24 protein-coding genes are annotated in these 20,413 nt (G+C 64.5%); 12 read left to right on the plus strand and 12 right to left on the minus strand.

The features are described from left to right. The coding region (locus tag IEZ17_RS00005; protein WP_189294962.1) for a site-specific integrase at positions 1-600 on the plus strand (600 nt) is incomplete at its 5' end. A 556-nt stretch (positions 601-1,156) separates the two neighbouring features. On the opposite strand, the gene IEZ17_RS00010 is transcribed toward IEZ17_RS00005, so the two are convergent. Beyond that, positions 1,157-1,627, minus strand: coding sequence for a very short patch repair endonuclease (locus tag IEZ17_RS00010; protein ID WP_189294964.1), 471 nt, complete (start codon positions 1,625-1,627; stop codon positions 1,157-1,159). A 195-nt stretch (positions 1,628-1,822) separates the two neighbouring features. Between IEZ17_RS00010 and IEZ17_RS00015 the strand changes: the two genes are divergently transcribed. The 5 genes from IEZ17_RS00015 to IEZ17_RS00035 all read left to right on the plus strand — a co-directional run bounded on the left by IEZ17_RS00015 (position 1,823) and on the right by IEZ17_RS00035 (position 9,965). Further along, positions 1,823-3,190 carry a DNA cytosine methyltransferase gene (locus IEZ17_RS00015; RefSeq protein WP_229851595.1) on the plus strand — a complete coding sequence of 456 codons (1,368 nt, stop codon included), beginning with the start codon at positions 1,823-1,825 and terminating at the stop codon, positions 3,188-3,190. Beyond that, positions 3,183-4,295, plus strand: a complete 1,113-nt coding sequence (locus IEZ17_RS00020; protein ID WP_229851596.1) for a hypothetical protein — start codon at positions 3,183-3,185, stop codon at positions 4,293-4,295. The genes IEZ17_RS00015 and IEZ17_RS00020 overlap by 8 nt, the downstream gene beginning before the upstream one ends. A gap of 533 nt (positions 4,296-4,828) precedes the next feature. Beyond that, a complete protein-coding gene (locus IEZ17_RS00025; protein WP_229851599.1) occupies positions 4,829-5,224 on the plus strand; it encodes a tyrosine-type recombinase/integrase in 396 nt (131 codons plus the stop codon). Between the two features lie 551 nt (positions 5,225-5,775). Then, positions 5,776-7,662 carry a DUF2075 domain-containing protein gene (locus tag IEZ17_RS00030; protein WP_189296137.1) on the plus strand — a complete coding sequence of 629 codons (1,887 nt, stop codon included), beginning with the start codon at positions 5,776-5,778 and terminating at the stop codon, positions 7,660-7,662. 194 nt (positions 7,663-7,856) lie between these two features. Then, positions 7,857-9,965: a DUF2075 domain-containing protein gene (locus tag IEZ17_RS00035; RefSeq protein WP_229851726.1), complete on the plus strand. Its 2,109-nt coding sequence runs from the start codon at positions 7,857-7,859 to the stop codon at positions 9,963-9,965. 74 nt (positions 9,966-10,039) lie between these two features. On the opposite strand, the gene IEZ17_RS00040 is transcribed toward IEZ17_RS00035, so the two are convergent. Then, positions 10,040-10,183 carry a DUF6408 family protein gene (locus IEZ17_RS00040; protein WP_189296250.1) on the minus strand — a complete coding sequence of 48 codons (144 nt, stop codon included), beginning with the start codon at positions 10,181-10,183 and terminating at the stop codon, positions 10,040-10,042. 307 nt (positions 10,184-10,490) lie between these two features. Between IEZ17_RS00040 and IEZ17_RS00045 the strand changes: the two genes are divergently transcribed. From IEZ17_RS00045 to IEZ17_RS00060, 5 genes are all read left to right on the plus strand, one after another. Beyond that, positions 10,491-10,772 carry a hypothetical protein gene (locus IEZ17_RS00045; protein WP_229851601.1) on the plus strand — a complete coding sequence of 94 codons (282 nt, stop codon included), beginning with the start codon at positions 10,491-10,493 and terminating at the stop codon, positions 10,770-10,772. An 18-nt stretch (positions 10,773-10,790) separates the two neighbouring features. Continuing rightward, positions 10,791-10,907, plus strand: a complete 117-nt coding sequence (locus tag IEZ17_RS41810; RefSeq protein ID WP_268249799.1) for an N-6 DNA methylase — start codon at positions 10,791-10,793, stop codon at positions 10,905-10,907. 304 nt (positions 10,908-11,211) lie between these two features. Then, a complete protein-coding gene (locus IEZ17_RS00050) occupies positions 11,212-11,463 on the plus strand; it encodes a type II toxin-antitoxin system VapB family antitoxin (RefSeq protein ID WP_189294968.1) in 252 nt (83 codons plus the stop codon). Beyond that, a complete protein-coding gene (locus tag IEZ17_RS00055; RefSeq protein ID WP_189294970.1) occupies positions 11,460-11,876 on the plus strand; it encodes a PIN domain nuclease in 417 nt (138 codons plus the stop codon). Before IEZ17_RS00050 ends, IEZ17_RS00055 begins: the two co-directional genes overlap by 4 nt. A gap of 731 nt (positions 11,877-12,607) precedes the next feature. After that, a complete protein-coding gene (locus tag IEZ17_RS00060; protein ID WP_189294972.1) occupies positions 12,608-13,663 on the plus strand; it encodes a hypothetical protein in 1,056 nt (351 codons plus the stop codon). Positions 13,664-13,666: 3 nt separating this feature from the next. Here the strand turns inward: IEZ17_RS00060 and IEZ17_RS41815 are convergent, their stop codons facing one another. The 10 genes from IEZ17_RS41815 to IEZ17_RS00105 all read right to left on the minus strand — a co-directional run bounded on the left by IEZ17_RS41815 (position 13,667) and on the right by IEZ17_RS00105 (position 19,806). Then, positions 13,667-13,978 carry a DUF6087 family protein gene (locus IEZ17_RS41815; RefSeq protein ID WP_229851602.1) on the minus strand — a complete coding sequence of 104 codons (312 nt, stop codon included), beginning with the start codon at positions 13,976-13,978 and terminating at the stop codon, positions 13,667-13,669. A 9-nt stretch (positions 13,979-13,987) separates the two neighbouring features. Beyond that, entirely contained in the window at positions 13,988-14,359 is a 372-nt protein-coding gene (locus tag IEZ17_RS00065) for a glutamate ligase domain-containing protein (RefSeq protein ID WP_189294973.1), read from the minus strand. After that, on the minus strand, positions 14,359-14,772 hold the full coding sequence (locus IEZ17_RS00070; protein ID WP_506005241.1) for a cysteine peptidase family C39 domain-containing protein: 414 nt from the start codon (positions 14,770-14,772) through the stop codon (positions 14,359-14,361). The genes IEZ17_RS00065 and IEZ17_RS00070 overlap by 1 nt, the downstream gene beginning before the upstream one ends. A 151-nt stretch (positions 14,773-14,923) precedes the next feature. Then, positions 14,924-16,009 (minus strand): D-alanine--D-alanine ligase family protein, encoded by a 1,086-nt coding sequence (locus IEZ17_RS00075; protein ID WP_189294978.1) that lies wholly within the window; start codon positions 16,007-16,009, stop codon positions 14,924-14,926. Beyond that, the gene (gene dapF, locus IEZ17_RS00080) at positions 16,006-16,806 is read right to left on the minus strand and encodes a diaminopimelate epimerase (RefSeq protein WP_189294980.1); all 801 of its coding nucleotides are present in this window, start codon (positions 16,804-16,806) and stop codon (positions 16,006-16,008) included. Before dapF ends, IEZ17_RS00075 begins: the two co-directional genes overlap by 4 nt. A 392-nt stretch (positions 16,807-17,198) precedes the next feature. Beyond that, the gene (locus tag IEZ17_RS00085) at positions 17,199-17,738 is read right to left on the minus strand and encodes an NUDIX domain-containing protein (RefSeq protein ID WP_189294982.1); all 540 of its coding nucleotides are present in this window, start codon (positions 17,736-17,738) and stop codon (positions 17,199-17,201) included. Continuing rightward, positions 17,735-18,121, minus strand: a complete 387-nt coding sequence (locus IEZ17_RS00090) for a hypothetical protein (RefSeq protein ID WP_189294984.1) — start codon at positions 18,119-18,121, stop codon at positions 17,735-17,737. Before IEZ17_RS00090 ends, IEZ17_RS00085 begins: the two co-directional genes overlap by 4 nt. 94 nt (positions 18,122-18,215) lie before the next feature. Next, positions 18,216-19,061 carry a helix-turn-helix domain-containing protein gene (locus IEZ17_RS00095; RefSeq protein ID WP_189294986.1) on the minus strand — a complete coding sequence of 282 codons (846 nt, stop codon included), beginning with the start codon at positions 19,059-19,061 and terminating at the stop codon, positions 18,216-18,218. Between the two features lie 27 nt (positions 19,062-19,088). Further along, positions 19,089-19,601 carry a DUF6879 family protein gene (locus IEZ17_RS00100; protein WP_189294988.1) on the minus strand — a complete coding sequence of 171 codons (513 nt, stop codon included), beginning with the start codon at positions 19,599-19,601 and terminating at the stop codon, positions 19,089-19,091. Beyond that, positions 19,579-19,806 (minus strand): hypothetical protein, encoded by a 228-nt coding sequence (locus tag IEZ17_RS00105; RefSeq protein ID WP_189296139.1) that lies wholly within the window; start codon positions 19,804-19,806, stop codon positions 19,579-19,581. The genes IEZ17_RS00100 and IEZ17_RS00105 overlap by 23 nt, the downstream gene beginning before the upstream one ends. A gap of 341 nt (positions 19,807-20,147) precedes the next feature. Between IEZ17_RS00105 and IEZ17_RS00110 the strand changes: the two genes are divergently transcribed. Further along, positions 20,148-20,363 (plus strand): hypothetical protein, encoded by a 216-nt coding sequence (locus IEZ17_RS00110; RefSeq protein ID WP_189294990.1) that lies wholly within the window; start codon positions 20,148-20,150, stop codon positions 20,361-20,363. Positions 20,364-20,413: the final 50 nt, after the last annotated feature.

Consider the following 20,413-nt stretch of genomic DNA (forward strand, 5'->3'; position numbering starts at 1 on the left):
GTATCTCTGCCATCGAACTTCCTCATAGCGGACATCTCCACACTACGAGGGGAGGCACAGACTCTGGCTTTCACCATTGACTGTGTCCGCGCCGACTTCCTGCGCGTGCGCCGACAGGTCAGCTCGAAGGCGCACCGCGACGACTGCAAGACTCGCTTCAAACCGCTCAAACATCGAGCCGAGGGGGAGTACCGAGACGTTCCCCTGCCCGCCTTCCTCGCCCAGGAAATCGACACGCACCTGCAGGCGTGGGGAACGGTAACGACGGCGGGCGTGGAGGTCTTGTTCGCGCCGCGCGACCGGGGCAAGGGCATCATGCCCACGGCGAACACCTACGCCTACCACTTCAGGAAGGCCCTCAAGGGCGCGGGCATCGTCAAGCCGGACGGGGACCCGAAGTACACCCCGCACGGTCTGCGCCACTTCTTCGCTTCCACCGCACTCGCCCACGGCATCCCCATCCACGAGGTCTCCCGCTGGCTGGGCCACAAATCGATCAAGACCACCGTCGACGTTTACGGGCATCTCGTCCCCGCCTCTTGGGGCCGTTGCCGGACGGTGATGCAGACCGCACTGCGCCCTGGCTCGCCCGCGCCCTAATCGGGCAAGAACCGTGTCGGTCGTGGGCTGGCCCGGACGCCGGATCGGGCCCGAATCGGACGATCACCGCGGGTGATAGCGGAGTTGTTGATGTTTCGGGGCCGCAGGTTCGAGCCCCCGGCGGGGCGTGACGCAGATGGGAATGGGCGTGACGTGCCGATTTCCGGATCCATGGTGACCGTCGAGGGCACGTACGACCTCTCGTAGCCATTCGGGGGACCCAGACGCGGGAACGGAAAGCCGCTGACTGAGGGTGGGCAGCTGGTGATCCAGACGGTCGTCGGGCTGAAGCGATAGACCGTCAGTGTTTGGCTGTAGGTTCAACTGCTTGGATGGAGCCGCGAAACATGGCTGGTTGTTCGTGCGGCGCTGACCTGTGCATTTGCGCCATCGTGGCGGTTGCGGGGCGGGTGCGGCTGGTGCCGCTCCCGCCGTGTATCGTCTCGACGGCTGCCACGTGCGCGGAGGTCGCCCGGGACGTTGAGGCGCCGCTGAAGGAGCACCACCAGGCCGGCGCCGACGCAGACGTGGCCGAATATCAGGAGCCGTTTTGCTCCTATTTGTCGCTCTCGCGTCGCAGCGCATCCTTTACCGCGCGGACAGCCTCGCTGACCGTGGAGTGCTCCCACACACGCACAACTACCCACCCCGCTTCTTCGAGAGCGGTGTCGGCGATCCGGTCTCTCTCTACGTTTCGGCGTAGTTTTGGAGTCCAGTACCATTCATTAACGGTTGGCTGCCGGCCGTGCTTGGGACAGCAATGCCAGAAACACCCGTCCACGAAAACTGCCACCTTGCGAGCAGTGAAGACAATGTCTGGTCTGACCCGTACGCTGCTTGCTAGGTCCAAGCGCAGGTCCTTGCGGAAGCGCAACCCATCGGCGTGGAGAGCTGACCGCAGGGTTACCTCAGGCTTGGTCCCTGTACGCCGGATCGCTTGCATGTTCCGCGAGCGGCCTTCGCTGAGCGGACGAGGGTTGCGCCCTTTCTCCCATGCTCTGACTCTGCGGTTCTCAGCGGAAGACATCCTTCTCTCCTCTGACTGAGTCCCCAAGCGTGGGCAGGCGGCCGAGATGTTGGCCGTCGAGGGTTCCAGCTGTACTGCAACGAGTTGAGCCGCCAATGTCTTGCCGCCTCGTGACTCACAGCTTGACGCGGGAAGGTAGGCTACCCCAGTCACTCGCGACCCGCACCACTCGGGCCCGGCTGCCAAGGAGAGACAGTGACAGTAGTGGAACAGGTGCCGCTGTTCACTGTGGGGCAAGACTTGCGGAGTGGGCTGGGTGACCCAGCCACCATGCCCGGTGCAGGCTTGTCCGTCATGGATCTCTTTGCGGGTGCCGGAGGTCTGTCGGAAGGGTTCCGGCAAGCCGGTGCACATGTACTGGCGGGATCGGATGTGGACCCGGACGCTTGCGCCACGTACAGAGTCAATTTCCCACAGGCTATGTGCATTAACGGTGATATCCGCCAGGACGAGGTCCGCGAACAGGTTTTGAATGCTGGGGAAAACCTAGACATTCTAGTGGGTGGGCCTCCTTGCCAGGCGTTTTCCCAGGTGCGCAATCACTCCAGGCTGATTGACGACCCCAGAAATTCGCTTTATCGCGAGTTTGTTGCCATGATCGGCAAGATGAGGCCGCGGGCATTTGTAATGGAGAACGTTCCAGGTATGGCGCAAATGGGCGTACTGGAACAAGTAGTTACGGACCTGGCCCTTGAAGGAGAGTATTCAGTCTTGCCGCAGGTTCTGGACGCGGCAGACTTCGGCGTCCCGCAGACGCGAAAGCGGATCATTTTCATCGGGATTCACCGTCAACTTTCCATTTCTCCACCTCGGCTAATCGGAACCGGAGCAGTGAATGCCCTGAACTTGATTAGAACTACTGAGGGATACAGCGTTCAAGCCCGAGGGGAGAACGCCGCAACGTTGCTACAACGCTTGATGGACGCCCACGACCTCAGCGTGGTGAGTGCTGCGCAAGCTATCTCGGATTTGCGTGGCATGAAAGCTGGGCGGCGAGGCGAAGAGGTATCTTTCAGCAAGTTGCCGGAAGCTGAATCGGCGTATCAGAAGCTGATGCGCGGAGAAAGCGCCGGAATGCTGAAAAACGTCAGCCTCCCCCGAGTGAACGAAGATACGGCTCTCAGGCTCCGGGAGATCCCGCCTGGCGGCAATCATAAAGATCTGCCTGAGCGTTTCCTTGAGCGGTATATCTCTGGGAAAAAGTGGGGACCTAGCAACGGCTCCGGGAAACTGGGGCGTCGTCATTACTATGCCTACCGCCGCCTACACCCCGAGATGTGGGCATGGACGCTCAACACAAAGGCGGATTCGGTTTACCATTATGACGCGCCTCGATCTCTCAGTGTGCGAGAGTTTGCCAGGATGCAGTCCTTCCCGGATCACTTCGTATTCACGACTGATGAAAGAAAGGGCAGTCTTCCAGGAAGGATCGATGGCGGGGCCGCCCATTCGCGTTACCGTCAAGTCGGTAACGCCGTTCCGCCGCTTCTGGCTGCTGCAATTGCTCGTGCTGTTTGCGCCGCTGTGAAGCCCGCTTCTACAGGAGTAAGCCGGAATGTCTGACCGCGTTCAGCTCCCTCTCGATACGGCTGGCGATTTACCGCAGCGCGTTGAGGATGTGGCCAAGGGGGCTTTTGGTGTCGAAAACCGTGCTCGCCTTTTGAGTCAGTATTTTGCTGAAAATGATAAGGTCACGCCAGAAAATGCGTGGCTTCACGCCTATCGGTTGCTTTTGTGGGTGGACAGGCGCATTGGCCTAGCTCACTGTTATGAGAGCGATAAGTGCCAGCCGGGGCGGCCTTGGTATTTGCGGTCACTGAGATTCCATGACTGGGTGACGAGCCAGTTGAGCATAAGGCCGGATAAGCTGCAACAGCACGTCGATTGGCTTTTCAGTCAGGCTATTACTTCCTTGTCTGCTGCCTCCGCGGCAATGATGTCTGACCAGTTGTCGAAAGCCGCTCTGCAACGACAGCCCTTCGAAGGCCGCTTCTTCCCGGAGCCTGGCGAGGATCCGGAGCTAGTTGACATCGTAGTTAACACACTGGGTGACGCCCTGAGTGCCCCCCTGTCAGCCTCCGTCCGCCGGCAGCTTTCTGAGCGCGTGACCGCTCATCTTGCCAATGAGAATAAGCGCAAGAATCTACTTGGGGAAGGGTTCGAAGATACTCTAGCAGAGATTCTGCGCAGAATACCTGAGGTAGCTGGGACACACGAAGTTCTGGTGCGTAAGTGGTTGGATGAGATCCCGGGTTTCAGGCCGGCCCGTAAAACCACTAAGCGTCGCCAGGTTGATCTTGCTTTGGTCCGGCGAGATGGCCATCGGATCCTGATCACCGCTAAATGGAGTGTTCGAAGTGATAGGGAGGAGCAATTCAGGGCCGACTTTGCGGATTACGCAGACCTTGAGTCTCATGGTGAAGACTTCGAGTATGTGCTCGTAACTAACGAGTTCGATGCCGCGCGGCTCGTCCGGGCTTGTGATAATAGAGCCCAGAACTCCCCACTGTTCTCACGTGTTATTCATCTGAATCCAGAGGGGCCGTCTGCCGCTTATGGCTCTGACGTGCGGGGTGCCGCACCGGAAATGCATAAACGAATCGCGAGTGGCCGGCTCATTTCGCTGCAATCCTGGTTGTCGCAACTTGCGGACGCGAAGATCAGCTGAGCTGGTCGGGGGGGTGTCCGGGCGGTGGTCACGCTGTCCAGGTGCAGACCGCTCCCGTAGACAGCGAGTCGGTTCCCGAGTCGGATAGCGGAGCCTGTAGCTCCCGCCGGGCTGCTCGCGGGCGCCATCCATCGTGCCCAGGATGGCGTCCTGCACGACGACCTCATGTTCTCCTTGGCCCAGGTCCGCTTCCTGGCGGGTGCCCACCGCGAAGCCGCCGCCCTCTTCAACGAGGTCGGTGCTGCCTTCATCGCCCGTGTGCCGCCGGGCCGACGTCCTCCGGATACGGGAGCTGGTGAGCCGCACGGCGCACCGCGCCGACTGCCCGGACTGCTTTGGCCCCTCAAACACTGCACCCCCGGCGCCTACTGCGACGTCCCGCTGCGCGCCTTCCTGGAGCAGGAGATCGACGTGCACTTGCGGCGCTGGGGCGCCACCCTGGTGGGAGACCGGCACGTGCTATTCGCCCGAACCGGAGCGGCGGCGGGCACCATGGCGACGGGACCACCTACGGTCCCGACTTCCGGAGGGCGGTGTGGGCGGCCGGTCTCATCGGCCAGGACCGGACCCCCAGGTACACCCCGCACACCCTGCGCCACTTCTTCGCCTCCACCGCGCTGGCGCACGGGGTGCCCCTCCACGAGGTCTCCCGGTGGCTCGGGCACACGTCGATCAAGACGACGGTCGACATCTACGGGCACCTGGTGCCCGCCGCGTGGGAGCGGTGCCGGCAGGCCCTGGAACGGGCGCTGGGCCCGGCGCCGGCCGACGCGCCCGCGGTGGCGCGGCCCGGGGCCGGTCACCGGTGCGGCCCGGTTGCTGGACCGCCGCTGGATCGCGTCCGGAATCGGGCGATCACCGCAGGTCGCTGCGGAGTCGTCGATGTTCCGGTTCAACGTGTAGTGGGTGCAATACCGCCACGTCGCTGATCTGGCAAACGTGCAGGTCAGGGAGGGCCCGACTCTTCGGGGTCGGGCCCTTTGTTTTTCCCGTGCTGGGATGGTGCTGGGATAGCTGACCCCTCGTCACCTGTCGTCATCCCTGGTCATCCGTACCGTGCTGGGATTGTGCCGGGATGCGGATGGGCTGACGGTGCTGGGACAGAACCCGGCGAAGAGTCCGACTCGTCTGCCGCTCCACATTCCCACAGTTCAGACGTCCTTTTCCCCGGACGGAAAACGCCCGGGGGCGCATTCTGGCCGTGCCGGTGAGTGACGATGTGGGGTGGGCGCTCGCTCGACATGGAGTGTTCAGTCGCAGTCGGTTTGTCGACTCATGGTCGGGTACCCGCAGAGGAGTCCAGGCCCCAAGGGCGACGCGTGCTGCCGCCGATGCGACCACCGGTACGACAGTCAATACCGCCAGGTACCCTCAAACACACCGTCAACGCGGCCCGACGGGCTTCCGCTCCACCCCGTGGAGTCTCGAAGGACAGGCCCCCACCCGCACGACCTATTTCGTGCTGCCCGGGGGGAAGTCCTTGTTGTTCCGCGCGTCTGCGAAAACGGTCGCCGCCATGGCGCTCGACAGTTCGCTCTATCTCCACCGCACCGAGCAGTTCACCCACATGCACGGCTTCCGGCCCAACCCCTCGGAGGCGCGGTCCTGGGAGCGGAGCATCCCCGCGCTGACCGCCGCGCTCAATGACGCGGGACTCGGTGACGTGGAGGTCATGCTTGAGTACGCGCTCCCGATGAACAGCAAGCGAGCCGACGCGGTTCTCGCCGGGATCCACCCACGCACGGGCGACCCCTCCTATGTCGTGGTGGAGCTCAAGCAGTGGAGCGATGTAGTCCCGGACGAGGACGACCCAGTCCTCTGCCACGTCCCTTCCTATACTCAGCCGGTCCTCAACCCCATCGAGCAGGTGCGCCGCTACTGCGAGTACCTCGTCAACTTCAACGGCGCTGTCGCCGGCCACCCGGAGAGGGTCGGGGGAGTGGCCTTCCTGCATAACGCAACCGAGTTCGATGTGGCTGCACTGCGCGAGATCGAGTCCGACCAGTGGGGCCAGTTGTTCGCGGGCGACACCCGCGGTGGGTTCATCGACTACGTTCGTGCCCGGCTCAGCCCTGAGTATCCGGGCGCCGCAGCCGCTGACGCGCTGCTCGCGGGCAAGACGGTCCCCTCGAAGCAGCTGATGGCGGTCGCAGCACAGGAAGTCCGTGAGAGGGAGCAGTTCGTGCTCCTCGACGAACAGCAGGTCGCCTACCGCAAGGTCCTCAACGCGGTACGCAAGGCCCAGCAGTCCGACCACAAGGAGGTCGTGGTCATCAGCGGTGGTCCTGGCACCGGCAAGAGCGTCATCGCGCTCTCCCTGCTCGGCGAGTTGTACCGGCGAGGCATCCCGGCTCTGCACGCGACCGGGTCCCAGTCCTTCACCAAGACGATGCGCAAGGTCGCGGGTGCCAGGAAGCGCGAAGTGCAGGATCTCTTCAAGTACTTCAACAGCTTCATGACGACGGACAAGAACAGCCTCGACGTCCTGGTCTGCGATGAGGCCCACCGCATCCGTGAGACGTCCGCCAACCGGTACACGCCGGCCGCACGCCGGACCGGCAAGCAGCAGATCGACGAACTGATAGACGTGGCCAAAGTGCCCGTCTTCCTGCTCGACGAGCACCAGGTCGTGCGCCCGGGCGAGATGGGCACGGTGGAAGACATTCGAGCCGCAGCGGCACGCAGGGGGCTGAACTGCCCCGTCGTAAGGCTGGAAAGCCAGTTCCGCTGCGGCGGGAGCGAAGTTTACCTGCGCTGGGTGGTGCGGCTTCTGGGGCTGGAGCCCGGCGGCCCGGTGGTGTGGGACCCGGATGACCGCATGCAACTCCTGTTGGCCGACAGCCCGGAGGAGATGGAAAGCTTCCTGGACGGCCGCCGCGGCCAGCGCTACAGCGCTCGCATCTCAGCCGGCTACTGCTGGCAGTGGTCCCCGGAACCCAAGCCGGGACAGCCCCTTCCGGCAGACGTGAGGATCGGCGCCTGGGCGCGCCCCTGGAACCTGCGCGGCGACCGCTCTGTCTCCGGCGCACCGCCGTCCGCCCTGTGGGCCACGGACCCGGCGGGCTTTGGTCAGATCGGTTGCGTCTACACCGCCCAGGGCTTCGAGTACGACTGGTCCGGCGTCATCATCGGCCCCGACCTGGTGTGGCGCGGCGACCGATGGGTGACGGACCGTACGGCGTCCAAGGACCCGGTGTTCAAGCGCTCGACACCGGACGCCGATGTGGATCGCCTGATCCGCAACACGTACAAGGTGCTGCTGACCCGCGGAATGGTTGGCACGGTCGTCTGCTCCACGGATCGGGAGACGCAGGAGAGACTACGAGAACTGGTGGGTGCCAGGCGGCGCGTGGCTGTCACGGCGTAAACGACCGGCCTGAACTAACAGATTTTTCGCCAACTTGCCGCTGACATGCCACGAGTCGGCGGGAGGAGTTCGCGTGAGCTGCCGAGCTCCCTAAGATCACCCTTACCAATTGCGGCCCGACGGGCTTCCTCTACGCGAGGACACGCCCCCACCCGCACGAGTCACTCGTGCCCTGGGGGAACCACCTCGTGTCCATGCTCCTGCTGAGGCTGTCTGCGCAGGACCTGCTCACTCTGAACTCGAGGCGGCGGATGGTGCCGCATCTCGCCGCCAGATACCGGTACTTCCGAGGGCGCGATGTGTCCGATACAGAACGGGAGGCATGGGCCGAGAGCCTGGTCGAGTTGGCGGAAGACCTGGTTGAGGCGGAGCGGGGCAACGTCGAGATGGTCGTCGAGTGCGCGGCGACGGTCGACGAACCGAAGAAGGGGGAGCCGCCCCTCATCGACGTCGTGCTCGTGGGCAGACACCCGGAGACGCGTCTGCCGTCGTTCCAACTCGTCGAGCTGAAGCGATGGTCAATGGTGACGCAGGTGGAAGCCGCCACCGCGAAGCTCGTGAGTGTGCCGGGATACAAAAGGCCCAAGAAGCATCCTGCGTTGCAACTCAGGAACACATACCAATTGTTCACTGGAGACCAGGGACCGCTGCGTGACATCACGGTCGAATGCGGCGGATTCGCGTATCTGCACAATGCCACCGACGACTCAGTTCGACCGCTGCTCGATACGTTGGCGCCGACTGGAGCCTATGAGCGTGTGTACACCCGCGACAGCCGCGACCTGCTCCTTGTGGACCTGCGACGGCATTTCGCGGAGGACGGCGCGGCTTCCGAGGCCGAGCAATTCCTGCGGTTCATGAACCTGCGCAACACGCCGCTTCTCGACGCGATGATCAGATCTCGCGGAGAGGACACGGTGTTCACTTTGCGCGGGCAGCAGAAGAGAGTGGCGGCGAGTGTTCTGCAACGAGCCGCCCTGGTTCTCGGCAATCCCGATCAGCCCGCTCCGCCGCCGGACGACGGACGAGCCGTGTTCATCGTGACGGGTGGCGCAGGTACCGGAAAGAGCGCCGTGGGCCTACAGCTCAGGGCCGATTTCGAGGCAGCCGGACAAACGGTGAAGTACGCCAGCGGCAGCCGTGCCTTCAACGGGGCGCTCCAGGAGCAGGTGGGCTACACCGACAAGGAGTTCAGGAAGAGGTTCGCCTACTTCAGCCACTTCGTGACACCCCCGGACCCTCCCTTGGACGTCCTCATCTGCGACGAGGCGCATCGCTTGAGAGAGCGAACCATCGACATATACCGCCGAGAGGAGAAGTCGGGCAAGCAGCCTCAGGTGGACGATCTGCTCGATGCCTCCCGCCTCACAGTGTTCTTTCTCGACGAGAGCCAGTCCGTGCGACCCAAGGAAGTCGGAACGGTGAGCCGGATCGAGGGAGCCGCAAGAGCGCGGGGGATCACTCCACTCCGCTATGGCCTCAGGGAGGAATGGCGCTGTGGGGGCAGTGACGCCTACATCCGCTGGGTGCGGGCTGTCCTCGACATCGAGGCAGGAACCACCGAGTGGACCCCCGACGGTTTGATGCATGTCGAAGTCGCGGACAGTCCAGAGGAACTCGAGCACATCATCAGGACCGAGGCGGAGGCGGGAGCGACGGCTCGCATGGTGGCCGGCTTCTGCTGGCCGTGGACCGAGCCGGTGGGACAGGGGAAGGCCGCGCGCCTGGAGACAGACGTACGGATCGGTGACTGGCACCGACCGTGGAACGCCAAAGGCGACTCCTTCCGCGAGAACGGAGCGGTGCCCCCGTCCACGAAATGGTCAGTGCACCCGTATGGCATCAACCAGATCGGCTGCGTCTACACGGCTCAGGGCCTCGAGTGGGACTGGTGCGGGGTGATCCTCGGTGAGGACATGGTGAGACGCGGCGACCGCTGGGTCTACCGCAAGGGGCAGTGGTATGAGGAGGCGGAAAGCAAGGTCAAACGTGTCAAAGTGCCCGGTTCGTTCGACATGAAGCTCCGTGAGGGGACGGGAAGCGAGGAAGAAAAAGAGGAGGAGTTCGCGCGATGTGTTCGGCACGCGTACCACGTGCTCATGACCAGGGCGAGCCGGGCGACGGTGCTGTACTCCACGGATGAGGAGACACAGGCGTACCTCAAGAGCTGCGTAGGTGACGTGCAGATACACGGCCTGCGGCCCACGTGGGAAAACCTCCCTGCCGAGGCACGGATACCACATCTCCCCAGCCCGAAGAGGAAGGGTAATGACACCCCTCCCGGGCAGGAACTGCTCTTCTGAAGGATCCTCGCCGTAGGGCTGAAGCCAGACAGACTGAAGAGTGGCGGGCTCGCCGGGCCCGCCACATGCCTGCCTCAGATGAGGTGGCGCGCTGCCACCGCCAGTGCCTCCCACACGAGGTTGGAGATCACGCTCGCGGCGGCGCCGGCCAGGATCTCGCGGATCCAGGGACGACGCGCAGGCTTGTACTCGACCGGTTCCATAAAGGCCCACTCCATGGTGTGAGTTTGGAATGGTAGGACCGCCCTACCGGGCATCCGCGCCATCCGTCACTCACGGCCAGTGGACTGGACCGTGGACTCCGCCTCGTACCCTCCGGGAAGGTGCGCAGCAGTAAAAGCCTATCTCACGGGACGCTCCCTCTCGTCGGGCCAACGACAACGCAGCCGACTGGAGTTGGAGCTTGAGATCGGCCCAGGCGGTCTTCCCCACAAGCAGTGGGATCGGACACCGTCTGCGCCGGCCGTCGCCTGCCCGCCCACCGCCGATGGGGCGCGTCCGAGGGATCTTCGGTTCACCGGTCTGATGGGTGATCGGCGCAAGCTTCTCTTCCCGACGGCAGGCGACGCCACCTTCGCGGACGGTTACGCGCAGGCTGTTACCTTCGCGCTGCTGCTGGCTCGCACGGAGGACCTACGCCTGACGGACACCGGGCTGCACGAGATTGGCCGACGACTCGATGCCGGGCATGCCCTGGTGGGCAAGGCCCTCCAGTTGTTCACCGACAACGTCACCGACAGCTTCGAGGTGACGCTGGACTTACTCGTGCGCGTGATCGACGCAGTGCGCTGGGAGTCCATCCGCTAGGGGCGTCGTGATGCCTATCTGCATCTGTACGAGTCGTTCCTTGAGGTCTACGACGAACAGCTCCGGCAGAAGAGTGGCTCGTACTACACGCCTCGCGAGGTCGTGGAGGAGATGGTCCTGCGGGTGCGCATGTAACCTCCCGCCTGCCCCGGGTGGCCGACTGGGCCGGCAACGACGTCCCCGCTCTGATCTTCATGTACGTCCGCTGCATCGTGAGGGCGGGTACGGAATGTTCTACGCGGAGTGACTCGGCCGTACGCCCTCGAGGGTCTGGGCGAGACTTTGAACTGCAAGCTGAACGATCCGGCTGGTGATCGATCTCCGGGGCCTTGTTCCCGCCCCTGATCGAGGTGCCCTCTACACGCTCCAGCATTGTGATGTCATTTTCGATTCTAAACTGATATCGTTGTTGGGTCGTCGGGTTGTGGAGGGATAACTCATGGCCAGGACTGTGATCGATCTGGACGAGGAGATCGTCGAGCAGGCGATGCGGGTGTACGGGGTGAAGACGAAGGCCGCCGCAGTGCGGGCAGCCATGGAGGAGGGGGTGAGGCTGCGGCTGCGCCGGGAGCTGTTCGATGCCATTGACGAGGGGGAGTTCGAGGACGTGTTCGCGGAGATCCGGTCGCAGACGGGGCCGCGGAACCCGGACGGCTCGTTGAAGCGCGAAGGCGGGGCTTCGGCGGCGTGAAGGGGCGCTACCTCATCGATAAGTCAGCGCTGGCCCGCCGGGGTAAACCGGCAGTGCGGGCTCGGCTGGATGCGCTGGACCGAGATGGGCTCCTAGCAGTGTGCGCCCCGACCGAGTATGAGGTGCTGTACTCGGCGCGAGGAAAATCCGAGGCGCTGCGACTGCGTACCCTGCTCCGTGGATTCGACTACCTGCCGTGCAACGACGAGGAGTTCGAGCGGGCGCTCGAGATCCAGGCCCTGGGCCTGAACGCTGGTTTCCATCGGGCGCTGTCGCTGGCCGACGTTCTTATTGCGGCAACCGCCGAACGGCATCGGGCCACGGTCCTGCACTACGACGGCGACTTCGACATGATCGCCTCGGTGAGCGGGCTGCAAGCCGAGTGGGTCGTGGAGCCCGGCACCGCCGACTGAGGCGGGAACACGGATGCCGTGCCCAAGGCATGTCACGGCGGGGGTGAGGGCGGGGGCCTGCTCGGCCAGAGCTTCGAGCATCCATGGACCGACGTCTGCGGATGTTGGATAGCGCTGTCGGCGTCGAATCTTCTTGTACTTTGCCGTGAATCCCGTGCTGGGATGGTGCTGGGATGCGCCTACATCTACGCAGGTCAGAGGGGTTGTGGTGGAGTTCCGGTTCAATGTGTAGCGGCTGACATATCACCACATCGCTGATCTGGCAAACATGCAGGTCGGAAGGGGTCCACTCCTCCGGGGGTGGGCCCCTTAGTTTTTCCCGTGCTGGATCGGTGCTGGATAATCTGACGCCTCGTCACCTCTCATCACCCCTCTTCATCCGTACCGTGCTGGATCGGTGCTGGATGCGTGTCGCGCGGCATGGGGCTGCTCCGGCGCCCCGGGGTGCGCGCTGTCTTACCCGCCGGTAACGGGGTGAATGGCTCGTGTCGTCCACCCCAAGGGTTGGACCTAATCAGCCTCAAGGAGGAGCCGGAAGATCCAATAAATACCCCTTGTCCTCGAACTGCTGTTCCATGTTAAAAGTAAGCGGAACCAGTTGTTCAGGGGGAAGGAACCTGCCCATGTCTCGTCGTCGTACGCCTGTGTCTTGGGCCCTTGCGTTGCCGCCGAAGGGGGCGCCTCAGAGGCGGACGGCCCAGCTTGGGTACGGCATCCTCGCCACTGCCGTCGTGTTCACGGGCACCTTCAGCGTTGCGCAGACCGCCGATGAATCGGTAGCGGCCAAGGGGCCCGCCGAAGCGCTGCCCGACGCAGACCCGGACGCGGGTGACGTGTACCGCCGCAAGCCGAAGCAGGGGTACGTTCCGACGTACTTTGACGGGCGTGGCGGCATCGCCGGAGTGCAGCTGACCGAGGAGCAACGGGCAGCGGTCGTGAAGGAAGCCCTGCGGCGCGGCGTTTCGGCCGAGGACGCTCACTCCCTCGCGTACGGAGAGTCGAACGTGTCCACTCCGGACGCGGAGCCGGAAGCGAAGTCACCCACCTTCGGTGGCTCCACCGTCTTGGCAGCCGGACCGGTCTACCGCGAAATCGCCCCGGCGGAGATGGGCAAGTCCGGGGATGGCTCGGGAGGCGAAGGCGCGCTGCCGAATGACGACGGCTCGTCTGCACCCCAGACGTACGGCCGGCGCGATGCCGAGAAGCCAGGCAAGGAGGAGTCGGGCAAGCCGCAGAGTAGGGGCTTTAAGGAGAACCTCAAGAGGTCGGCTGACGCGATCCTCCCGGACGCTATCGAAGGGCCCGTCGAAGACCTCGTGGGTCGCCTGTTGCCGTTTAAGTCGTACATGAAGGCGATCAGCGCGCCCGGCAGCGCGCCGACCTTCATGGTGTCCGAGCCGGAAGACGGGATGGTCACCGTCACCGCCGAATCGAAGATGACCGACAGCATGATCGTCACCGTCGAGGTCAAGGCGCCCGTCGAGGAGACCCCCGATGCTCCGCCTTCCACGGTCTCGGTAACTGTCACGGACCCCCAGACGGACACCGTGACCGTCGCGACCGAAACGCAGACCGTTGAGGGCCACGACGACATTCCGCGGGTTGCGATAGGCGAGGTCGTTGAGGCCGTCGTCACCGCCGCCACGGACAACAACGTCCAGCCCGGGGAAGCGGAAGTAAAGGACGAGGTAGTCGAGGGCGCCGACAAGGCCCGGGAGACCCTTCCGGAGGTGGGGAGGCCCCGGCCGTCCGCCACAGGGGGAGCGGACGGGCCGGGGCGCCCGTGAAGGTCAGCGCCGGTCAGACCTGGGCGCCTGGGGCTTCCGGTGCTTGCCGGTGCCTGAGCCAAGGGGCTTCGGCGCCGGACCCGGAGTTGGCGGCTCTTGGGCCTCGGGGTACAGGATGCGTTTTGTCTCAGCGAGGTTGGCCGCGAACGCGCACGGCTCCCAGGCGTGCCCATTCCACCGCTCGATGACGCGGGGAGCATTCGGATTCAGATGCGAGCCCTTGGGGCCGTAGCCCGAGACGATAGGAACTGCGCGTAGACGGCCGATCTTCGCCTTTCGGCGCTCCGCCCACTCCTCCAGTGGTTCGTCGTCCATCCTGCCAACCTAGTGGTCCCCGAGCCCCGTGACGGGCTGTCCAGTGAGCCGCTGGGCGACCTGCCACAACATCCCGCCTCGTGAGGCTTTGACGAGCACCTTGTCGCCGGGGAGGAGGATCTTTTCGAGGAAGTCGGCGGCGGTCGCGTTGTCGGCGACCAGCGCGAGCTGTTCCACACCGGCCTCGCCCGCGCTGAGAACGAGCTGCTTCACCATGTCGCCGCCAACGCCGATCACGATGTCGACGCCGAGTTCACCGGCCATGCGTCCGACCTTGCGGTGTGCCTCCACAGCCTCGTCGCCCAGTTCGAGCATCTCTCCGAGTACGGCGATCGTCCGGCCGCCTTCGGCCTGGGGCGTTCCGCCGTCTGCCTCGGTCATCAAGACTCTCCATCGTTCAGGGGCGCGAAGGTGATCGCGCGGCCGGTGTACGAGTGGGCCAGGCGGCTGAGCGGAACGTGGTCGTGCTCCTGGCCCCAGGCCGATGGGTCGCGGAAGTGGATGGTCGGATCTGGGCCACCGTCGTAGCCGCGAAGGATGATCAGGTGGCCGCCCTTGCGGCCGTCGTCGGGGAGCTGCTCGGTCACGGACACGATCAGTGGTGCTGAGTCGAGTCGTGCCGGCAGCTCCTCGACGGGAATGGGCTCAGCGGTGGATGGGACTCCGAGGTCAGTGGCCAGGCTCGCGATCCCGGCGTGGAGTGCTCCACGGGGCGTCAGAACCTCGTGCTTGACCGCGAGCTTCAGCAGCTCGGTGACGGTGGGTGCCTCGCGGCCATAGGCGAGCAGGACCATTCTCAGCGACGCTAGGCCGCACGCCCGGTTGGACCATTCGATCCTGTCTCCCAGTGCCCACCCCCCGTGGAAATCCCACTCCGGAGAGGTGATGAGCTGACGACACATGGGGACTTCGTGGACGCGCGGCACAGCGGCGGACTCCTACGGGTCAGGCAGCAGCCTCCCGTACCGAAGTCGAGCGGGCGAATACGGGAGCGGGCAGGGGCACATCGTACGGCGGCCGGGCAAGGGCTTCGTGGAGCATGGCCAGCACGACGTCCGTGTGCGTGAGCCCGACCATCGCTGCCCCTACCGCGAAGTTGCTGTCTCGGGACATGCCCGGCGTGCTGTTGACCTCCAGCACGTACGGCTCACCCGTCTCGGTGAGGACGAAGTCGATGCGTGCCGAGCCGCGCAGGCCGATCCCGTCCCACAGGACGCGGGCGTCGCTGGTGATCTTGTCGAGCACATCAGGCGACAGCTCTGCGGCCCGCACGGCGACGGCGCCCTTGGAGTTCACGTCGAGTTTGGTGTCGGCGTCGTAGAAGTCGGCCTCGGTCGCCTCCGTGGTCAGCGGCGGAAAGACGACGACCGGGCCTCCCGGCAGCTCCAGAAGACCCACCGTCAGCGGTGTGCCGGTCACGTAGTCCTCGACGAGCACTTCGCCGCCTTCCGTGCCGACAGCGTCCGCCAGAGCTCGGGGCAGGTCCAACGGGTCGCGTACGAGGCTCATGCCCACGCTGGACCCGCCGGAGGGAGGCTTGACCATCACGGGGCGGCCGTTCCAGTTCGCCGGGCCGCCCGACCAGACGCGCCACGCGGGGGTCGGGATGCCGAGGGTCAGCATCACTCGCTTGCAGAGGATCTTGTCCGCGGCCACTACGGATGCCTGTACCCCGCTGCCGCAGTAGGGCACGCGCAGGTAGTCGAGAAGGCCCTGCAACCGGCCGTCCTCGCCGAAGGGGCCGTGGAGGTTGGACAGGGCCACGTCGTATGCGGCCAGTTCCGTGATGAAGTCAGGCTCGCAGGGGTTCAGTACCTTCCACTGGGCTCCGATGTCGTCCAGGGCCTCGGACAGGGCGGTCACGGAGCGCTGGTCCACGGGGCACTTCGAGTGGTAGAGCCGGTCCTCGGCAGACACCGGTCCGTAGATCAGAGCGACGTGGAGTCCCTGTCGGTCGCGCTGCCAGTCGCGAAGGGAAGTGGCGGCCTTCTGCACCGCGCGTTCCGAACTGGAGGTGAGGAAGAGAGTCATGCGAGCACCCCTTCGAAGGTGTTGGTGACTGGACCTCCGACCCACTGGGTCCGGTGGGGTCGGTTGCTGTGCGGCCGGACCGTGAGCGGCTCCCCGGCACGGTTGTGAACGGTGACGGCGCGCGGTGCCACGAGCCCGCGCATAGTGGCGATGACGACGGCCGCAACGGCTCCGCTGCCGCAGGAGAGGGTTTCTTCCTCTACCCCGCGCTCGTACGTCCGGATCTTGAGGGCTTGGTTTCCGAGGGCCTGGACGAAGTTGACGTTCGTCCCCAGAGGGGCCAGGTCGGCGTGGTGGCGGACAAGGCGCCCGACCATGACCGCGTCGATGGCCTCTACATCGTCGACAACGGCGACCACGTGTTCGGTGCCTGTGTGGGCACTGTCGAACCAGGTCGGCTTGCCATGGATGACGGTGTGCACTCGCCGGGGTTGGATCACGCCGACCTCGGCGGTGACCCAGATGGAGTCGTCTTTGACGAGCGCCTCGTGCGTCACTCCCGCCATGCGCAGGCTCATCTCTCCGAAGCCGTGGTCGCGATGGGCGGCCCAGGCGGTACACCGGAGAGCGTTGCCACACATCGTGGCGATCGAGCCGTCGGCGTTGAAGCATTCGACTTCGAGAAGCGCGGGCGCCTTGCTGATCAGGCTGCTGATGACGAGACCATCCGCGCCGACACCAGTTCGTCGGGCGCAGAGGCGCTCAGCCTCCTTCGGCCAGTCCTTCTGGCTGCCGGGCTCGGGGTCGGAGAGGAGGATGAAGTCGTTCCCCGCTCCATGGATCTTGCGGAAGCGCATGGCGAAGCTCCTCGCGTGATGGGGGTGAGACGGATGGCGCTAGGCCCTGGTGAGCCGCGATCAGTGAGGCGACGCGGGACGGAAGGTGTCCTGGGCCCGTCGCATGGTCCACGGGGGGCGTCCAGCGAAGAGCAGGACACGGTGAGCCGCGGTGCCGGCCGACCGCATGTCCTGGACCCGTTGGTACTTGCCGTCGAGGTAGATGAAGTCGCCAACGCGGACATCTGCTGGCGGCCTCATTGCCTTCACCGTTCCGATGGGCGGAGGAGGGATGGCGGGCTGCTCCTCGGTTCTGCGCTCGTACACTCAGCCCCTCCAGATGCCCAGCAAAAGGGCCCCGCCGAGAACTACGAGACTGAGGACGTACGCGAGTTGGTGGTTTCGGTGACTCATCAGATTCCGATCAGAAGGCTTTCCAGGCGGCTTCGCAGTGACGTGATGCCGATCTCTGCGAGAGGCACCCAGGACGCCGCGCCCGTTTCGATAGCCGAGGGGAAGACCGCACCCGAGTGCGCTCGGAAGAGGTAGCGGAACCCAACGCGCAGGCGTGGCCCGTACGTGTGTCGTCTCGGTTCCGTTACGTCGACCAAGAAGGGGCCCTCGTCGGCGGGCTGCGTCCACACGTCCCGGATGCCGACCTCCTCAGCCAAGAGGCGGAGAGCCGCTTCGGCAAGGGAGTTGTCCTCGTCTTCCGGCTCAGCTTCTGCGAGGGCAAAGCCCCTCTCGTACCGCAAGCACAGGACGCGATCCTGTTCGTCGACGACGACGGCAGCCGCCATGACGAGGGGGCAGCGCTGGCTGTGGGTGCAGGCTTGACGGCGCGAGTGGTCGAGGGCTGCGTCGTAGGCCGGCATCAAGGCCATCTGATCTTCCGGGTGTCTGTGGATGTAGCGATTGAGCTCCCGAACGATCTGATCCTCCCCGACACTCACGGCGCACCCAGCCCGTTGCGCTGCGTGTAGATCCACAGGAGCCGTCGAGTTAGAAGGGCGGCGTCCCGCATGTAGATGTACGCGCCGAAGGTGGGGGTGCTCTCGGACGGTCGGCGCGTGTAGTCGATCAGGCTGTATCCCTTGCGGACCAGTACCTCTACGTCCTGATCCTCGTTCGCGCCGAGCTCCTCACAAAGCAGGAGGTTCAGGTGACCCACGATGGCCGGGGTGGCGCCGTCCATGGCCGCGCGAGTCGTGGTGTCCATCCGCATGGCGAGGACGGATTCGGTGCGCGAGGAGATCCCCTCGACATCGATGGGGAGGTTGCCGATCGCAGCGCCCCCGGCCGTCCCTAGCGCCTTGCCGGTACTTGCCAAAGCCATCACTGCCCCCTTCGGGCAAGTTTTGAGCGGTGCTAATCAAGCTAAGAAGGGGGGTAGAGAGTGCTCCACGAACGTGCCTGAACTTGCCAGGCGTTCACCCTAGAGAATCGATGGCTGCGGTGATGAGTTCACGGGCGGCGACGCCATAGACGGCAAGTTCCGCCAGGTCGCTGAACGTCTTGGCATACATGGCAAGTTCGTGCTTCTGGACGACGGTGAGATGGGCCGAGACGAGCTCGACGTTCACGATCTCGTCGTCATAGAGGAAGAACCCCTCGACAGGCCAGAGATTTGAGCGGTCCGCGTCCTGGGGGATGATGCCGATGCTCACGGAGGGGAGCGCCATGGCGCTGAGCAGATAACCGAGTTGGCCAGCCAGTACGTCCGAGCCGCCGATGCGACAGCGCAGAACGCTCTCTTCGAGAAGGATGGCGAACTTGTGGTTGCCGTAGACGACCTTCTGCTTCTCCATGCGCACGGCAACAGCCGCCGGCACGTCGTCGACGAGTCCCCGGCGGTCCCGAATGGAGGTCAGGAGCGCCTTGATGTACGAGGACGTCTGTACGGGGCCGGGGATGAGCCACGGCGAGTAGATGCGGAACCGCTGGGTGCGCTCCCAGAGGGGAACAACCGACTCCTGCGCCCACTTGAGGCCGTGGCGTTCCATCTTGCGCCACTCGACGTACATGCCCTCAATTCCGCGGGCTGTGGTGATGAGATCCTCGGCCTCACCATCCGCGCCGCATGCGGAACACCAATCACGAAGGTCGCGCTCCGAGGGGGCACGGGTGCCGCTCTCGAAGCGCGATGCCTTCGACTCATGCCAACCCAGGTTGTGGGCCAGCGCACGCTTGGTAAGTCCGGCTGTTTGCCGGATCTCGGCCATGCGTTGTCCGAGCGCCTTGCGGGCTTCCTGGACGCTCGAAGATGGCGATGTCATGTCAGTGTGACAGTGCAGTTCGGGTTGTCAGGCCAACTCGAACTCTACGTGCGGAGTTGCCCGCTTCCACACGGCCTCGAAGGCCGACTCGCAGAGCTTCGCTACCTCCGGGTCTTCTGTGAGTTCGAGCTCCATGTTCTCGCCCTCGCCGTCGAAGTAGTTGACGAGAACGAGGCTGGAGTCGAACACCCAGAAGTCGTTGCCCGGAAGCGCGATGTCGGTCGCCTGGCGTCGCGAGAGCCACCGCACGTTTTCGCCGGCAGCGATGTTCAGCCCGTCCGTCACGTCGTACTCGAAGCGGATGTACTCGCTGACTGGTGTTGAAACGATACGGGCGCGTCGAACCTCGACGCCACGTGACGTTGCCTCCGTGACGATGGTGTGCCAGTCGGCCCAGCGCTCAGCCGGGTCGAGTGCCACTCCGGCCTTCCAGTCGACGAAGGCCGGGTCCGACCGCATGTACGAATCGCGCATCTCCAGGTGGACCGCTGTCCGCTGGCAGTCGCGAAACAGCTCCTCAAACGTCGGGATCTTCGTCACCCTTCACCTCCAAGAAGAACTGCACCATGCGCCGGGGAATCTCCACCACCGACTCGTGGCCCGGAATGTCCATCTGCTTGAGACGCTCGGCGTCTTCGACCTTCAGCCCCTGGACGAGGTACGTGTTCTTCACGTCATCCAGATAGACCGTGGGCGAGCCGCCGCTCGGACTCTCCGGGTCCTTCCCGAGCTTACGCAGGGCCATGATGTCCACCTCCGTTGAAGGTAACGATCGATGTGCCAGAGCTTGCCCCTAACTCTGGTGGCAGGCGACAAACTTGCCAGAACTTGCCAGGGCGGCGGTGTTGAAGGCAGCAGGCTATGAGCCCTGCGGGCATGAGAGGGAGATGAAGATCAGCCGCGTTCTTGCAGCCGTGGCCGGATCACTGATGCTCTCGCAGCCGCGAGTTGATCAAACCAGGTACGCCGCCGCCTAAGGCCTGCCCGGCGGGTCCGGCTGTCACCTGAATGGGTGCAGCGGATAGGCGAGCGACTCCTCTCCGTGATTTACTCGTGACAATCAGTGACGAGCGAGAGGGCTGCACCATGGCAACGAAGACGCAACAGCTGGCGGCGATCATCGCCAAGGCCATCAGCTACATGACGCAGGGCGGGATGACCACCGGCGCGGCGCTCGAAAAGGCGCGCAAGGAATCCCCGGGCGCCGACAACATCACCAAGGACGAGGTCGACGCTGCCTGGAGGCAGCACAACATCGGAGACAATGTCGGATCGCCCGTCGGGCACATCGACGTGCCGTGATCAGGTCGCGCGGCTGACGCTTGCGGGCGCAAGCCAAGTAAGCCCACCCC

Origin of the sequence: Streptomyces albospinus (genome assembly GCF_014648695.1) — a bacterium.
GTDB lineage: Bacteria > Actinomycetota > Actinomycetes > Streptomycetales > Streptomycetaceae > Streptomyces > Streptomyces albospinus.

Excerpts from the sequence above, each read along its gene's own strand:
- IEZ17_RS00010 (WP_189294964.1), bottom strand. The coding sequence starts at position 1,627 with ATGTCTTCCGCTGAGAACCGCAGAGTCAGAGCATGGGAGAAAGGGCGC.
- IEZ17_RS00020 (WP_229851596.1), top strand. The coding sequence starts at position 3,183 with ATGTCTGACCGCGTTCAGCTCCCTCTCGATACGGCTGGCGATTTACCG.
- IEZ17_RS00035 (WP_229851726.1), top strand. The coding sequence starts at position 7,857 with ATGCTCCTGCTGAGGCTGTCTGCGCAGGACCTGCTCACTCTGAACTCG.
- IEZ17_RS00040 (WP_189296250.1), bottom strand. The coding sequence starts at position 10,183 with ATGGAGTGGGCCTTTATGGAACCGGTCGAGTACAAGCCTGCGCGTCGT.
- IEZ17_RS00045 (WP_229851601.1), top strand. The coding sequence starts at position 10,491 with ATGGGTGATCGGCGCAAGCTTCTCTTCCCGACGGCAGGCGACGCCACC.
- IEZ17_RS00050 (WP_189294968.1), top strand. The coding sequence starts at position 11,212 with ATGGCCAGGACTGTGATCGATCTGGACGAGGAGATCGTCGAGCAGGCG.
- IEZ17_RS41815 (WP_229851602.1), bottom strand. The coding sequence starts at position 13,978 with ATGGACGACGAACCACTGGAGGAGTGGGCGGAGCGCCGAAAGGCGAAG.
- IEZ17_RS00065 (WP_189294973.1), bottom strand. The coding sequence starts at position 14,359 with ATGACCGAGGCAGACGGCGGAACGCCCCAGGCCGAAGGCGGCCGGACG.
- IEZ17_RS00070 (WP_506005241.1), bottom strand. The coding sequence starts at position 14,772 with ATGGTCCTGCTCGCCTATGGCCGCGAGGCACCCACCGTCACCGAGCTG.
- IEZ17_RS00075 (WP_189294978.1), bottom strand. The coding sequence starts at position 16,009 with ATGACTCTCTTCCTCACCTCCAGTTCGGAACGCGCGGTGCAGAAGGCC.
- dapF (WP_189294980.1), bottom strand. The coding sequence starts at position 16,806 with ATGCGCTTCCGCAAGATCCATGGAGCGGGGAACGACTTCATCCTCCTC.
- IEZ17_RS00090 (WP_189294984.1), bottom strand. The coding sequence starts at position 18,121 with ATGGCTTTGGCAAGTACCGGCAAGGCGCTAGGGACGGCCGGGGGCGCT.
- IEZ17_RS00095 (WP_189294986.1), bottom strand. The coding sequence starts at position 19,061 with ATGACATCGCCATCTTCGAGCGTCCAGGAAGCCCGCAAGGCGCTCGGA.
- IEZ17_RS00105 (WP_189296139.1), bottom strand. The coding sequence starts at position 19,806 with ATGGCCCTGCGTAAGCTCGGGAAGGACCCGGAGAGTCCGAGCGGCGGC.
- IEZ17_RS00110 (WP_189294990.1), top strand. The coding sequence starts at position 20,148 with ATGGCAACGAAGACGCAACAGCTGGCGGCGATCATCGCCAAGGCCATC.